Origin of the sequence: Enterobacter sp. Cy-643, from assembly GCF_011752815.1 — a bacterium.
GTDB lineage: Bacteria > Pseudomonadota > Gammaproteobacteria > Enterobacterales > Enterobacteriaceae > Cedecea.
In genome coordinates this window covers 1,372,312-1,384,565 of record NZ_VWWV01000001.1, presented here as the reverse complement: position 1 = coordinate 1,384,565, position 12,254 = coordinate 1,372,312, and the positions used below count along the sequence as shown (strand labels likewise).

Genomic DNA, 12,254 nt, shown 5'->3' with positions numbered 1-12,254 from the left:
AGTAAAGTCACGGCTAATCACTTGTGATGAGGTAGACGAATCAGCGCGAGAAATATTGCTAAAAAATTCAAAATTTGTTTTCACGCCACCGGGTAAGCGCCTGCGCATACGCTTCTGCCTTCGTTTTCAGCCCCGCAGCGTCAAGCTTATCGGCAGTGTAGACCACAAACGGGGCATGCCAGGTCAGGCCGCAGCGGTTGGCCGTGGCTCGAAGGGGGGCTAACAGAGATTCGAGGGTAAAAAGATTCCGGCCTCCGGGGCGATAAGCCTCCTCCACGTTACCGGCGGTGACCGCCACATACAGCGGCGTGCCTTCCAGCTTTCGCCCCTCCTCCTCGTAATGCAGGTAGAACATTCGCGTCAGCACCGCGTCCTGCCACTGGCGCATAATGGCCGGCATGGAATACCAGTGAATCGGGAACTGCAGCACAATGCGGTCGGCGGCGAGTAGCCGGGCTGCTTCACGCTCGCCGTCGCGGTAAATGTCGATCCCGGCAGGGTAAAGTGCCTGGACATCGACCAGCTCGACGTTTTGAAGTTTCGCAGCTTCTTGCGCCAGCGCCGCATTGGCACTGGAACGGGACAAATCCGGGTGAAAAAGTAAAATCAGGGTTTTGTTCATGGGGCGTCTCCTTGGGTTGATGAGACGATAATGGCGAGGCACAGAAAATTACTCCAACAGATAATCAAGATAATCTATTATCTACAACATGAATTTAAGAACGCTGGATCTCAACCTACTGGTGGTGCTGGACGCCCTGCTCGACGAGGCGCACGTCACCCGTGCCGCCGACAGACTTTGCCTGTCGCAGTCGGCTACGTCTGCGGCCCTTGCCCGCTGCCGCGATCTTTTCCACGACGAACTGCTGGAGCGCGGCAGAGGCACCATGCGGCTGACGCCCCTTGCGCAGTCTCTTCGTGCTCCGCTGAAATCCGTGCTGGGCGGTATTACTGAACTTATCGATCCGCCGGCGATCCCGCTGCATCAAATTAAGCAAAAGCTGCGGATAACGATGGCGGATTTCCCGGCGCTGTTCGTGCTGGTGCCAATGATGCAAAAACTTCAGCAGTCTGCCCCGGGAATTGATCCCATCGTTCAGGGCTGGACTGGCGCAGAACAGGCAGAGACCGCATTACTTAACGGGACAACGGACATCGCCATTTCGGTCTTTCCTCAGCCTGCCGCAGACATTCACAGCGAACTGCTGATGGACGAGCACTATGTTGTGGCGATGCGTGAAGGGCATCCTGCCGCATCCGGGCTCAGTCTTGAGCGCTGGCTCGCCTGGCCGCACATTATCACCTCCGGGAAAGGGGAAAGCGCCACTCCGGTGGATGCGGAACTCTCCAGGTTGGGATTACGCCGCCGCGTAGGGCTGGTATTGCCGAATTTCCAGATGGTGCCGCAGCTGCTGCTGGCGTCGGATATGCTGGCCCTGCTGCCTTCCCGGGTCATACCTTTTACTGAAGGGCTCGTCGCCTTCCCTGCCCCTGTCGCTCTGCCGGGGTTTTCACTGCACCTGACCTGGCATAAACGCCGAAGCCAGGATGTAGCCCTGCAGCACGTGGCCGCGATTTTAATGGCGTTGTTGAAGTAACCCTGTTTTATAGCCCGGCTTCGCAGACCAGCGTTTGCAGTAATTCAGCGGCCGGCATTTCGCGGATAAGGTTCACGCCCTGCCCGGCCCAGTGCGCGCTGTAGCCCAGATGGCCGTTGCCTTTTGCGATACTGGCGAGGGCTTTACCAATATCGTAGGCTACCGGGTAAGCCGGGACGGCATGCTGGCCAGCAGTCCGCCCGTGGCGGCAATAATCGTTTTCCAGGCTTCTGGCTGCCCTGCCTGAGATAGCGTGGGTCATTTCCGTCTGGTGCAATCGGCTGGATTTCAGCCGCTGCCGGTAGCCTGCATCGGCGGCTGACTCAGGGCAAAGCAGAAACGCGGTACCCAGCTGTACTGCATCCGCCCCCACGCTTAGCATGGCGTGAATACCGGCCCCGTCCATGATCCCGCCAGCGGCAACAATGGGCAGATCCACCTGTGTTTTCAGCAGCTGTACCAGCGCGAAGGTGCTGAGCTGTGTATCGTGAGCCTTCTCGTCGAACATCCCGCGATGCCCGCCCGCTTCAAAACCCTGCGCTACAATCACATCCACGCCGTTTGCCTGAATCTGCAACGCCTCCTCAGGCCGGGTGGCGGTGGCGAGCGTCACAATTCCTCTTTCGTGGAAGGCCTGCACAACGTCGCGATCGGGCACACCAAAATGGAAGCTGACCGCGGCCGGAGCCGTCTCCAGCAGCATCTCCAGCATTGCTTCGTGGCCAATAAAGCTTTGATAAATTTCGCGGAGCGTTTCCGGCGGCGTGCCGCCAAACTCAGCGAACAGCGGCCGCAGGCTATCAATCCATGTGCGCTCCAGCGCCTCATCCCGTTTGGCAGGCTGATGGCAAAACAGATTCACGCTGAACGGACGCGAGGTTAAGGCCTGCGTTTTCAGGATGGCTGTCCTGGCCTGTACAACGTCGCTCGCGCCAACGCCCAGCGAACCAAGGCCGCCGGCATTGCTGACCGCCGCCGCCAGTTCCGGGGTGGAGACGCCCGCCATAGGGGCCTGTATGATGGGATGGTCTATCGCGAGCAGTTGTGAAAGGCTACGAAACATGGCGCTACCTCAGGAAATGAGAGATTGAAGGCTTAACATCTTATTTGAAGATGTTAAGATCAAGATCATTATCATATTGAGAATGAAAAATATGAACCACACCACACTGCAGATGTTCAAAATCGTTGCCGAAGAACAAAGCGTGACGAAAGCCGCCCAAAGGCTTGGCCGCGTGCAGTCGAACATCACCACCCGCATTCAGCAACTGGAAGACGATCTTGGCGTCGCGTTGTTCGTGCGCGACAGCAAGAAAATGATCCTGTCGCCAGAAGGCGAAAGTTTTCTCTGCTACACCAAAAAAATACTTAGCCTGGCGGAAGAAGCCCGACAGGCGCTGCATCCGGGTAAGCCTGCAGGCGCACTGAATATGGGCTCGATGGAGGCCACCGCGGTCAGCCGCCTGATGCCGGTGTTCCAGCAATTTCACCATCAGTACCCTGATGTCTCCCTCACCTTAACCACCCAGCCGACGCAGCAGCTGCTGGAGCAGCTTCGCCACGCTTCACTGGACTGCGCGCTGGTGAGCCTGTTACCGGAAGCAGGGGGACAGGTTCACTGCCCCGAAGATCTTGAGTCCATGGATGTGTTCACTGAACGCCTGATGCTGCTCGTGCCGGAAACCGCCAGCGGCAATCATCCTCGTCTTGCCGCTTTTCCGCGCGGATGTTCCTATCGGGCGCGCGGTGAGGCTTTGCTCAACGCACAAACTCTGGTGGAAGTACAGGACGTCAGCTCTTATCACTCGATGATCGCTTCCGTTGCCGCAGGACGCTGCAGCGGCGTGCTCCCGGAAAGCGTCGCGGCGACGCTGGCTTTACCGGAAGGCACGCAGCAACGGTTTGTGGCCGACGCCCTCACTCAGCTAGTCTGGCGTAAGGGCTATCGCTCCACCGCGCTTGAAGCGATGAAGCAGATACTCGCCTCAGCCAGCAACCTTTGAACGCCCCGTTAGCACCAGCCCGCCGGCCAGCAGCAATGCGCTGGCTGCGGCCGCTAATGAGCCGTTAAAACTGCCCGTTATACCGTACAGCTCCCCGGCAACCAACGGCCCAACAATCTGCCCGATGCCGTAAATAGCGGTCATCGCCGCGATCATATTGAAGCGTACCAGATGCGCCAGCCTCCTGGCTTCCGGTAAGGCTATCGTCACCGTGCCGGTGAAGGTAAAGCCCACCAGCACAGCGCTTAACAGGCAAAAAAGCAGCGAGTGGCTAAAGGCCGGAAGCACTACGCCAGCGGCTTGAACCAGAAGATTGGCGGCAAAAGCGCGGCGATAACCATACTTCAAGACGATTTGATGCCAGACAAAACAGGACGGTATCGCGGCCAGGCCAAAGATAGCCCAAAGCTGCACCGGATCCAGCGTACTAAGTGACCCGGAAAGAAAAAGCGGTAAATAGGTGGCCGTAATGATATACCCGAAGCCCGCCAGGCCGTAGATAGCCAGCAGTTTCCACGCCGCTTTAGCATTCTCTGCCGCCGGCTGAAGCTGACTGGACGCCTGCCTTTGGTCGTCGATCAGATAATCCGGTGGGCTAAGCAGCAGTTTAAACACCAGCACAAACAATAGCAGCGCAGCGATCCCGCACAGCAGCCAGATTTGCTGACTGGTATAGCCATAAGCTTTACCCAGCGCGATAAATTCCGCGGATAAAAAGATCCCCAGCCCAACCCCGGCATACAGCACCGGCGCGCCGGTATGGTGCTTCATGTGCTGCAGGAGCCACAGTGAAGCCGCAATCAGCGACACCGCGCTCAACAGGCCGGCAACCCCCCGAACCGCTACCACCGCCCACGGCGATTTCGTCCATGCCAGCAGAAGCAGGCAGCCAATGGTTAATCCGACGGAGACCATGTTTAACCGCCGCGCGTCGGCGGGCTTAGCTTTCGCCAGCAGTAAGGCACCAATAAGATAACCTGCGTAGTTAGCCGATGCGGCGAGGTTGCCCTGATGCAGCGACAGCAGCCCTTCTTTCAGCATCACCGGCAGAATGCCGGTATAGGAAAAACGCCCGTAGCCCATACCTATCGCCAGCACCACTGCACCCGCAAGCGCCAGCTGCAGCGCACGAATTTCTGGCCTGAAATGCATTGTCATTACCCTCACCGTTTTAATCTCTAAATATGAATGTTGTTTTTATTTAAATCTTATTTTGAGATTAATATCGGCAAGAGCAACAAGCAAGCGGCTTTTCTGCCGCTTTGCATTTCATCGGAAGATCACAGCTGACGCAGATCGGTTTCTATGCGCTGGATCCAGCCTTTGGCCGTCTGGGTTTGTGCCAGCAGCAGCGCAGACTGCAGCGCCATGCTGAACTCCAGGCCACATTCTGGTTGGCTGCCGTAACGAATGTGCGCCTGAACCCGCATCAGCTCGGGCAGGTTCCAGAGTGACTGGTTGACGTCCAGCCCGGACAGCCGCCCGGCGATCAGCGCTTCGGCTACCTCGGGCTGGCCTTTTTGCGCCAGCGCGGCGGCGAAATCAGAGAGAAAAAGTGAATAAGCGGGATCGAAACCATTGGCCCGCAGCCGGGTAAGCATGGCGAGGATCTGTTGGGGAAGTATCGTTTCAGGCTGCTGGCGTAGCCTGCCCCAGAAGATAAAAGCGGCCGCATAAAGGCGCCAGAAGCCCAGACCGTGCTCCAGGGCGATGGCGTCAATCTGTGCGGCAACTTGCAGCACGCCAGCGGTATCTCCGGTTAAGGCCGCCAGCGTGCAGGTGCCTTCCGCGAGAGCGGCACACAGCGAACAGGCGTGATCCAGCGCCCGGGCTTCTTCTACCGCCAGCTGCGCCGCTCTTCTGGCTTTCGCCACATCGCCAGTCACCCATAGCGCCCGCACCAGAAAAGCCCAGCCCGCCACGCGCTGATCCAGCCCAAAGCGGAAAGGCGCTCTCTGGCTGTCATCATCCACTGTACGATCCAGCAAAGCCTGAATTTCGCTGAGTGCGGCCTGTTGCTCGCCGGAAAAATGCAGCGCGGTGCCCACAAGGCGACGGGCGGTTAATAGCGCGCCGTAATCACCGGTTTGCGTCGCCAGTTCAGCCATTTTTTTGCCGTTCTCTGCGGCCTGCTCATAACGGCCACTGCGCAGGTGATACAGCCACAGCCCGTACTCGGCCTGTAATTGCATTTCTCCGTCGCCAAGCGCGCTGGCAAGCTCTCCGGCCCGCCGCCAGGCCTGGCCATTTTCTTCAATGGGCCCTTGCGCCCAGCCCAGCGCCGAGCCTAACGCCGCCTGCATTAGCATCTCTTCGCGCGGCGTAGCCTGGCCATTGTGCGGGTCGTTAATCGCGGCGGTAATCCGCTGACGGCACTCGCCGTGCAGTGAAAGCTGGATCCAGAACGGCGTGGCGTTAGCGAGAATACTGCGTCCCAGCGGGGCGTTTTGACCCACTCCAAAACACCAGTCCGCCGCCGCCCTGAGATCGTCGATTAAGTAGCCATACTGACGCCGCCACTGCGGACTGGACTCTTCGGCCCAGGCAACTCTGGCCCGTGCCATGCTGTCGGCCACGAGTTGCGCATGGCGGAGAAAAATCTGGGGGCTATTTTGGGCCAGCGTCCGGCGAGCGTACGTGCGCACAATGTTGAGATAGCGATACCTGGCCGGGCGGGTGCCCGCCTGCAAAACCAAAAGCGATTTCGCCACCATGCTGGCCACCACGTCGCTGACCTCTTCCTGCGGCAGCAATCCTTTCGCGGCGGCAAGGTCAAATTCTCCGGGAAACACCGCCAGGGCATGAAACACTCGCTGCTCCTCAGCCGTAAGTAACCGGTAACTCCAGTCCAGCGCCTCGGTGAGCGTTCTGTGCCGGGAAGCCGTGAGTCCCGGCGTTTCGGGGAGCGTCTCCCGCCCGCTCAGGTCGGCCAGCACGACATCCGGGCCCAGGCTGGCAACGCGCGCAGCCACAATTTCCAGCGCCAGCGGTACGGCGTCCAGCAAACGGCAAAGCGCCAGGATCGGGCCGAGGTTCTCTTCACTCAGGCGGAACGCGTAATCTACCGCCTGAATGCGCTGGACCAGAAACTCAACCGCGCTAAAGCTTTGCGCCTCGCTGGCGGCCAGTTGCGCGGGCGGCAAAGTCAGCGGCCCAACGCGGTAAACCTGCTCCCCTTCAAGCCCCAGCGGAGACTGGCTGGTGAGCAAAATGCTCAGTAATTCGTTTCTCTGTAGTAGAGGCTCAATTTCCCTGGCGCAGGCGGCCAAAACATGCTCACAGTTATCAATCACCAGCAGCGTCGGGCGAGGCTGTGACTGCCCCGCGCCACGAATACCGGCCAGCGCGGCGCGCAAAACAGGGGCGGGATCTGACCCGCTGTTCAGGCCGGACAAATCGGCAAAAAAGACGCCATCGGGAAAAAGGCTGGCGGACTCCCGCGCCACTTCCAGCAACAGCCTGGTTTTACCGATGCCCGCCGGGCCCGCCAGCGTACAAATAGTATGCTCGATCAGCCGTTTTCTGATGTCGCCCAGTTCCTTTTCGCGCCCTATCAGCGGTGAACGGGGGCGAGGCAATGCCGTAGCCGGAGCGGTGGCCGGCAGCGAGGACGTCGCCGCCTGCAGCTTATTCACCGTGGCGGTAAAGCAGTAGCCCCGGCCAAACACCGTGGTGATCAAATTGCGATCGGGACCAAAAATTTTGCGCAAAGCGGAGATTTGCGCCTGCAGGTTATTCTCTTCGACGATCTCTTTCGGCCAGACGGTGGCCAGCAGCGTCTCTTTGGTCACCACCTGCCCGGCTTCGCTGACCAGCAGCCGGAGCACGGCCATTGCCCGCTCGCCCGGCTCCAGCCGAACGCCGTCCCTGAGCAGCAGTCCCAAATCAGGAAACAGCTGATAGCGGCCAAAGACCACCATGTCGTCATCTCTTTCTGAACGGAGTTGGGTCTCGTCGGCAGGCATAAGAACGGTCGCTTTTCAGATGATTTCAGAAGTCTGAAATTTTAGGGCAAAGATTGCGGGCGGACAATCGTTCAGCATCAGGACTCGTCATTCCCAGAGAGAAAAATCATGTCGGAGAATCCCCTGAGCATCACCCTGAATCGTCCGCCCGAGGCGGAAAAGAATTCGCCTTTAACCTCCACTCTGCTGCTGATCATGGCGCTGGCCTGCGGGGTTTTTGTCGCCAATGTCTACTACAACCAGCCGCTTCTGGAACTGCTTCAGCAGGCGTTTCCCGGCCAGCTCGCGCTGGTCAGCCTTGCGCCGACGGCAACCCAGCTTGGTTTTGCCTTTGGTTTGTTCTTACTTGTGCCGCTGGGTGACAAGATTAACCGCCGCACGTTGATCCTTTGCCAGTCTGCGGGGCTGGCAGTGGCGCTGGCGTGCCTGGCCTTAGCGCCCAATGTTGTCACAATTATTATTGCCTCCGCTGCAGTGGGCGTGACGGGATCCGTGGCCCAGCAAATAGTGCCGTTCGCCGCCGAGCTGGCTAAACCCGAACGCCGTGGACAGGTGGTCGGCACGGTCATGAGCGGCGTGCTGTGCGGGATATTGCTTGGCCGGGCCGTCGGCGGTTTTAGCGGCGACCACTGGGGATGGCGCGCCACCTTTTGGTTGGGCGCGGTGGCAACCACGTTCGGCTGGCTGATGCTGTTCTTTACCCTGCCGCACCATACGTCGGGCAATAAACAGCGCTATATGACCCTGATGCGCTCGCTGGTTTCTCTGTGGCGTGAAGAACCCCTGCTGCGCCGGGCGACCTGGATTCAGGCCGCGCTGTTTGGCTCGTTCATCGGCCTGTGGACCATTCTGGCCTTGCAGCTCCATGCCGCGTTTCATCTTGGCGCAGACGTCGCCGGTCTGATGGGTATTGTGGGCGCCGTAGGCATCCTGATTGCGCCGCTTGCCGGGCGAATTGCCGACCGCCGGGGACCCTATACCGTTATCGGGCTTGGGGCGCTGGTGATGGTTATCTCGTTTGCGGTGCTGGGATTGTGGACTTCGCTCACCGGGCTGGTGATTGGCATCATCCTGATGGATCTGGGCGAGCAGTCGGCGCTGATCTCTAACCAGCACGTGATCTATGCCCTGAGGCCGGAAGCCCGCAGCCGTATCAATACGGTCTTTATGAGCGGGATGTTTATCGGCGGCGCGCTGGGCTCGTGGGGCGCGAGCCTGATGTGGCGGCTGGGGGGCTGGGAACTGGCGTCGATGCTGGGCGGTGGGCTTAGCCTTATCGGGCTAATCATTCATCTGATCGGGCAACGAAAACGCGGGTAGTACCCCAGGCGGCGGCAGGAAAATCGTCGCCGCCTGAAGCATGAGACGTTACTGAATCAGCACGCCTTGAACGAGGTTGGCCTTCACCACAGTCACCTGAGGGATTTTCAGGGCTTCCATATAGCCCTGAACCAGCAGCAGGTTGCTGACGTCGGTCGCCCGGTAATCACCGCGCAGCTCTGAATCCCCTTTCCACACCTGGCTGGCGGACGCTTTTTGCAGATCGGCAAGGGTGTAAACCTTTTCATTGAGCTGCTTGCTGACGGAGAAGTCATGCACCCCGCCGATACCCACGACGGTACGCTTAGCCAGCGCCTGTTTCATCTCCGGGCTGACGTGAGTGGTGGCATAGAAGCGAACAAAACGCAGCACGCCGTCACGCAGGGAACCAATCGGGTTGGGGGAGCTAACGTCATGCAGATCTTTGTTTTTCACCACGTCAATGATGTAGTTCTTCAGCGTGACGGAGGCCAGCTTGCCCTGGTAAATCTCCGGCTGCCATTTGTCGTGTTTTTGCAGCCAGGTCGTCATTTGCATCGACCCGCCGCCAATGTCCCAGACCACCATCTGGTCGTCTGCCAGCGGTACCGGCATCGAGGCTTTGGCGGACAGGAAGCCCAGCTCGGCCTCTTGTTCCTGAGTAATAATTTTCAAATTCACCGGAGCAGCCCGGTTGAAGGCATCAATCGTCTGCCCGGCGTTAGACGCGCTGCGGAAAACGGCGGTAGCCACGCCGTTAAAGCGGGCGGGATGATAGCGGGCAGCCTCTGCGGCTAGCTCGCGCAGCGCCGCCTGCCCCCGCTGTTGAATGGCCGGGCTGAGCGTGTTGTCCGCAGATTTAGACAAATCTTCGTTAAAACCGATGGGACGCTGATCTTCGAACAGCACTTTGTTGATGCGCCGCTGGCAGGTATCTACTTTGGCAACCACCAGCTTGGTGGTGCCGGAGCCCATGTCGATGCCCGCCCGCGTCTCTTCACAGCCAGCGGCGTGGGCCGGAACGCTCGCGCCGGGTAAGGCCGCTACCACCATCAGGGAAAAAAAATTGCGTCGAAATATTTTTGTCATATTGAGTATCCACTGTCGATCCATTAAAAAGCTATTGATAACGTAGCTTTAATATTCGGTAAAACACTTTTTAACAATACCTGCTGATTTTGTTAGAAAAAGTGCCGGCATTGTTCAGTGCAGGGGCCGGCAGGTATCAATGGCGTTAATGATAAAAGCAAGGGTAAGGACATAAAAATGAAGAAAAGTTTAGTGTGTGGCGCAGTAGCGCTGGTGCTGGTCAGCCTGACGGGTTGTGCCAATCAGCAGCAGGCGGCGGATCAAAAACTGGCGAGCCAGACGGTGATGGCGGTGGACTGGTTCCAGCAATCCGGCGAATACCGTGCGCTGGCGTACCAGTCATTTAACAGCGCTCGCGCCGCGTGGGATCAGTCCGCTAAGCAGGGCCACGCTAAGCGTGCCGTTATCGTGGATCTGGACGAAACCATGCTCGACAACAGCGCCTACAGCGCGTGGCAGGCCAAAAACAACAAAGCGTTTGACGACAAAACCTGGTCCCAGTGGACTCAGGCTCGCCAGGCGCTGGCCGTCCCGGGCGCGGTGGATTTTGCTAACTACGTGAACAGCCACGGCGGCACGATGTTCTATGTGTCCAACCGCGACAGCAAAGACTTCGACGCCACCGTCGCCAACATGAAAGCCCTGGGCTTTACCGGCGTGAGCGACAAAACCGTGCGCCTGAAAACCGACAGCTCTAACAAACAGGCCCGTTTCGATGCGATCAAGGCCGAAGGCTATGACGTGGTGATGTACATCGGCGACAACCTGAATGACTTTGGCAAAGCGACTTACCACAAGGACCAGTCCCAGCGCCAGCAGTTTGCCAGCGATAACCGCAGCAAGTTTGGCACCCAGTTCATCGTGCTGCCAAACCCAATGTACGGCGACTGGGAAGGTGCTTTGGCGCCAGACTACTACAAGCTCAATACGGCCCAACAGGCTGAAGCCCGTGAAAACGCGCTGCGTACCTGGTCTGGTAAATAACGGGTCTCGCCCCACCCGTGCGGTGGGGTTTTTATCGTGACAGTTAAACGATGAAACACATTTACTTTATCTATAATCCAGTAGGTAAAGCGCTTTATTTTAGCTATTACTTTTCATATCCGTATAAATTGATTCTACCCGAGAGATACTCGCCCAAATAGACTTCGCTGATTTTGTTGAAGCCTTGCTTGGTAACTTCGTTTTCTAACCAGGCGTTGTCCTTGTTAAGTATTTCGAGAAGATCATGGTTAGCTAAACCATCAACTATAATTGGATAGCGTATGTTTTCATCACCGCTTTGTATAATGGTTAATTGCCCATTTTGCTCGAGAACCACTCGCTTCAATTGTTCTATTTCATATATGCCATTCGCTCTTAATTTGAACATCAAATCATTCGCGGAAACACCATTACGTAAACACTCTTTGACATTAACACTGCCATTATGTACCAGAGTAATAGGTTTGCCATCAATGATTCTTTTAACCAGTCGATTATTCTCTTTTAAAAACTTAAGAACAAAGACAAGGAAGGTCCATATAATCAATACCAACACAAATTGCAGTACCGTTATCGATTCATTGTAGATGACGCCACCGATAATTCCGCCGAGCACATAGTTCTGAACCTGATCCATTGCGGATGAAGGCGCCAGATTCCCCTTCCCCATAAGATTGATTTGAACAATTAAACACAGTATCCCCAGACCCAGCTTTATCATGATAGGTGTATAAATTATCATTGCCATTCCTCAGTTTTTTATAATTTCTATATCCGGGTTTACTAACGAAACTTCAGCCAGGTTGTATGTTTTTTGATCCTGGCTTAAATTAACGCGATAATAAAGGTCATTCATTTTGACAATAATGCCATCCGAGAGTTGTACTGAACTTGAAAAAATAGAGTTCACATTTACTTCTTTTTCTTTTGATAACAATTTGACAAAGTTAACCATTTGGGATGATTGAGAGTGTATATTTTGACTGTCAGTATAATCTGCATACTGAACACCAGAAATGAAGAGTAAAAATAAAAATACTATAATTGTTAGATCTCGATATTTAGTTTGTAAGCGATGACGCATGTACAGACTAAAAAAAACGATCAGGATAAATAAAGCGCTAAATATAATGATGTATTTTAAATAATCATTAATATTAGACTGCGTTTGTAGATAATCTATGCCATAAAATCTCATACCGTTATAATCCCTAAACCCTTCAGATCCCATTTTTATTATAGTAACACATTGCCATTTCCTGCTCTAACAACCGCGCTACGGGCTCTCTCCTCCCTGCCGCCTCACCGCCGTCTCC

The 12,254-nt window shown here is 56.3% G+C and carries 11 protein-coding genes; 4 read left to right on the top strand and 7 right to left on the bottom strand.

The features are described 5' to 3' along the window. Positions 1-67: 67 nt before the first annotated feature. Positions 68-622: an NAD(P)H-dependent oxidoreductase gene (locus F3J29_RS06390; protein ID WP_166863976.1), complete on the bottom strand. Its 555-nt coding sequence runs from the start codon at positions 620-622 to the stop codon at positions 68-70. Positions 623-710: 88 nt separating this feature from the next. Here F3J29_RS06390 and F3J29_RS06385 point away from each other — a divergent pair, with 88 nt between their 5' ends. Next, positions 711-1,598 (top strand): LysR family transcriptional regulator, encoded by an 888-nt coding sequence (locus F3J29_RS06385; protein WP_166863973.1) that lies wholly within the window; start codon positions 711-713, stop codon positions 1,596-1,598. 7 nt (positions 1,599-1,605) lie between these two features. On the opposite strand, the gene F3J29_RS06380 is transcribed toward F3J29_RS06385, so the two are convergent. Next, positions 1,606-2,661, bottom strand: coding sequence for an NAD(P)H-dependent flavin oxidoreductase (locus F3J29_RS06380; RefSeq protein ID WP_166863970.1), 1,056 nt, complete (start codon positions 2,659-2,661; stop codon positions 1,606-1,608). Positions 2,662-2,752: 91 nt separating this feature from the next. Here F3J29_RS06380 and F3J29_RS06375 point away from each other — a divergent pair, with 91 nt between their 5' ends. Beyond that, the gene (locus F3J29_RS06375) at positions 2,753-3,601 is read left to right on the top strand and encodes a LysR family transcriptional regulator (RefSeq protein WP_166863968.1); all 849 of its coding nucleotides are present in this window, start codon (positions 2,753-2,755) and stop codon (positions 3,599-3,601) included. Here the strand turns inward: F3J29_RS06375 and F3J29_RS06370 are convergent. Both F3J29_RS06370 and F3J29_RS06365 read right to left on the bottom strand, forming a co-directional pair. Continuing rightward, positions 3,584-4,759, bottom strand: coding sequence for a YbfB/YjiJ family MFS transporter (locus tag F3J29_RS06370; protein WP_166863965.1), 1,176 nt, complete (start codon positions 4,757-4,759; stop codon positions 3,584-3,586). The two genes, F3J29_RS06375 and F3J29_RS06370, sit on opposite strands and share 18 nt — an antisense overlap. A 122-nt stretch (positions 4,760-4,881) precedes the next feature. Continuing rightward, positions 4,882-7,566, bottom strand: coding sequence for an ATP-binding protein (locus tag F3J29_RS06365; RefSeq protein WP_166863962.1), 2,685 nt, complete (start codon positions 7,564-7,566; stop codon positions 4,882-4,884). 108 nt (positions 7,567-7,674) lie between these two features. Between F3J29_RS06365 and F3J29_RS06360 the strand changes: the two genes are divergently transcribed. Then, a complete protein-coding gene (locus F3J29_RS06360) occupies positions 7,675-8,886 on the top strand; it encodes an MFS transporter (RefSeq protein WP_166863958.1) in 1,212 nt (403 codons plus the stop codon). A 48-nt stretch (positions 8,887-8,934) separates the two neighbouring features. On the opposite strand, the gene F3J29_RS06355 is transcribed toward F3J29_RS06360, so the two are convergent. After that, complete coding sequence (locus F3J29_RS06355; protein ID WP_166863955.1) at positions 8,935-9,954, bottom strand: Ppx/GppA phosphatase family protein; 1,020 nt, start codon at positions 9,952-9,954, stop codon at positions 8,935-8,937. Between the two features lie 177 nt (positions 9,955-10,131). Here F3J29_RS06355 and F3J29_RS06350 point away from each other — a divergent pair, with 177 nt between their 5' ends. After that, complete coding sequence (locus F3J29_RS06350) at positions 10,132-10,938, top strand: 5'-nucleotidase, lipoprotein e(P4) family (RefSeq protein ID WP_166863952.1); 807 nt, start codon at positions 10,132-10,134, stop codon at positions 10,936-10,938. Between the two features lie 106 nt (positions 10,939-11,044). Here F3J29_RS06350 and F3J29_RS06345 read toward each other — a convergent pair whose 3' ends face one another. Both F3J29_RS06345 and F3J29_RS06340 read right to left on the bottom strand, forming a co-directional pair. Next, positions 11,045-11,680, bottom strand: coding sequence for a DUF421 domain-containing protein (locus F3J29_RS06345; RefSeq protein WP_166863951.1), 636 nt, complete (start codon positions 11,678-11,680; stop codon positions 11,045-11,047). A gap of 9 nt (positions 11,681-11,689) precedes the next feature. Then, positions 11,690-12,136, bottom strand: a complete 447-nt coding sequence (locus F3J29_RS06340; protein WP_166863949.1) for a DUF3290 domain-containing protein — start codon at positions 12,134-12,136, stop codon at positions 11,690-11,692. Positions 12,137-12,254 lie beyond the last annotated feature (118 nt).

Excerpts from the sequence above, each read along its gene's own strand:
- F3J29_RS06390 (WP_166863976.1), bottom strand. The coding sequence starts at position 622 with ATGAACAAAACCCTGATTTTACTTTTTCACCCGGATTTGTCCCGTTCC.
- F3J29_RS06385 (WP_166863973.1), top strand. The coding sequence starts at position 711 with ATGAATTTAAGAACGCTGGATCTCAACCTACTGGTGGTGCTGGACGCC.
- F3J29_RS06380 (WP_166863970.1), bottom strand. The coding sequence starts at position 2,661 with ATGTTTCGTAGCCTTTCACAACTGCTCGCGATAGACCATCCCATCATA.
- F3J29_RS06375 (WP_166863968.1), top strand. The coding sequence starts at position 2,753 with ATGAACCACACCACACTGCAGATGTTCAAAATCGTTGCCGAAGAACAA.
- F3J29_RS06370 (WP_166863965.1), bottom strand. The coding sequence starts at position 4,759 with ATGACAATGCATTTCAGGCCAGAAATTCGTGCGCTGCAGCTGGCGCTT.
- F3J29_RS06365 (WP_166863962.1), bottom strand. The coding sequence starts at position 7,566 with ATGCCTGCCGACGAGACCCAACTCCGTTCAGAAAGAGATGACGACATG.
- F3J29_RS06360 (WP_166863958.1), top strand. The coding sequence starts at position 7,675 with ATGTCGGAGAATCCCCTGAGCATCACCCTGAATCGTCCGCCCGAGGCG.
- F3J29_RS06355 (WP_166863955.1), bottom strand. The coding sequence starts at position 9,954 with ATGACAAAAATATTTCGACGCAATTTTTTTTCCCTGATGGTGGTAGCG.
- F3J29_RS06350 (WP_166863952.1), top strand. The coding sequence starts at position 10,132 with ATGAAGAAAAGTTTAGTGTGTGGCGCAGTAGCGCTGGTGCTGGTCAGC.
- F3J29_RS06345 (WP_166863951.1), bottom strand. The coding sequence starts at position 11,680 with ATGATAATTTATACACCTATCATGATAAAGCTGGGTCTGGGGATACTG.
- F3J29_RS06340 (WP_166863949.1), bottom strand. The coding sequence starts at position 12,136 with ATGAGATTTTATGGCATAGATTATCTACAAACGCAGTCTAATATTAAT.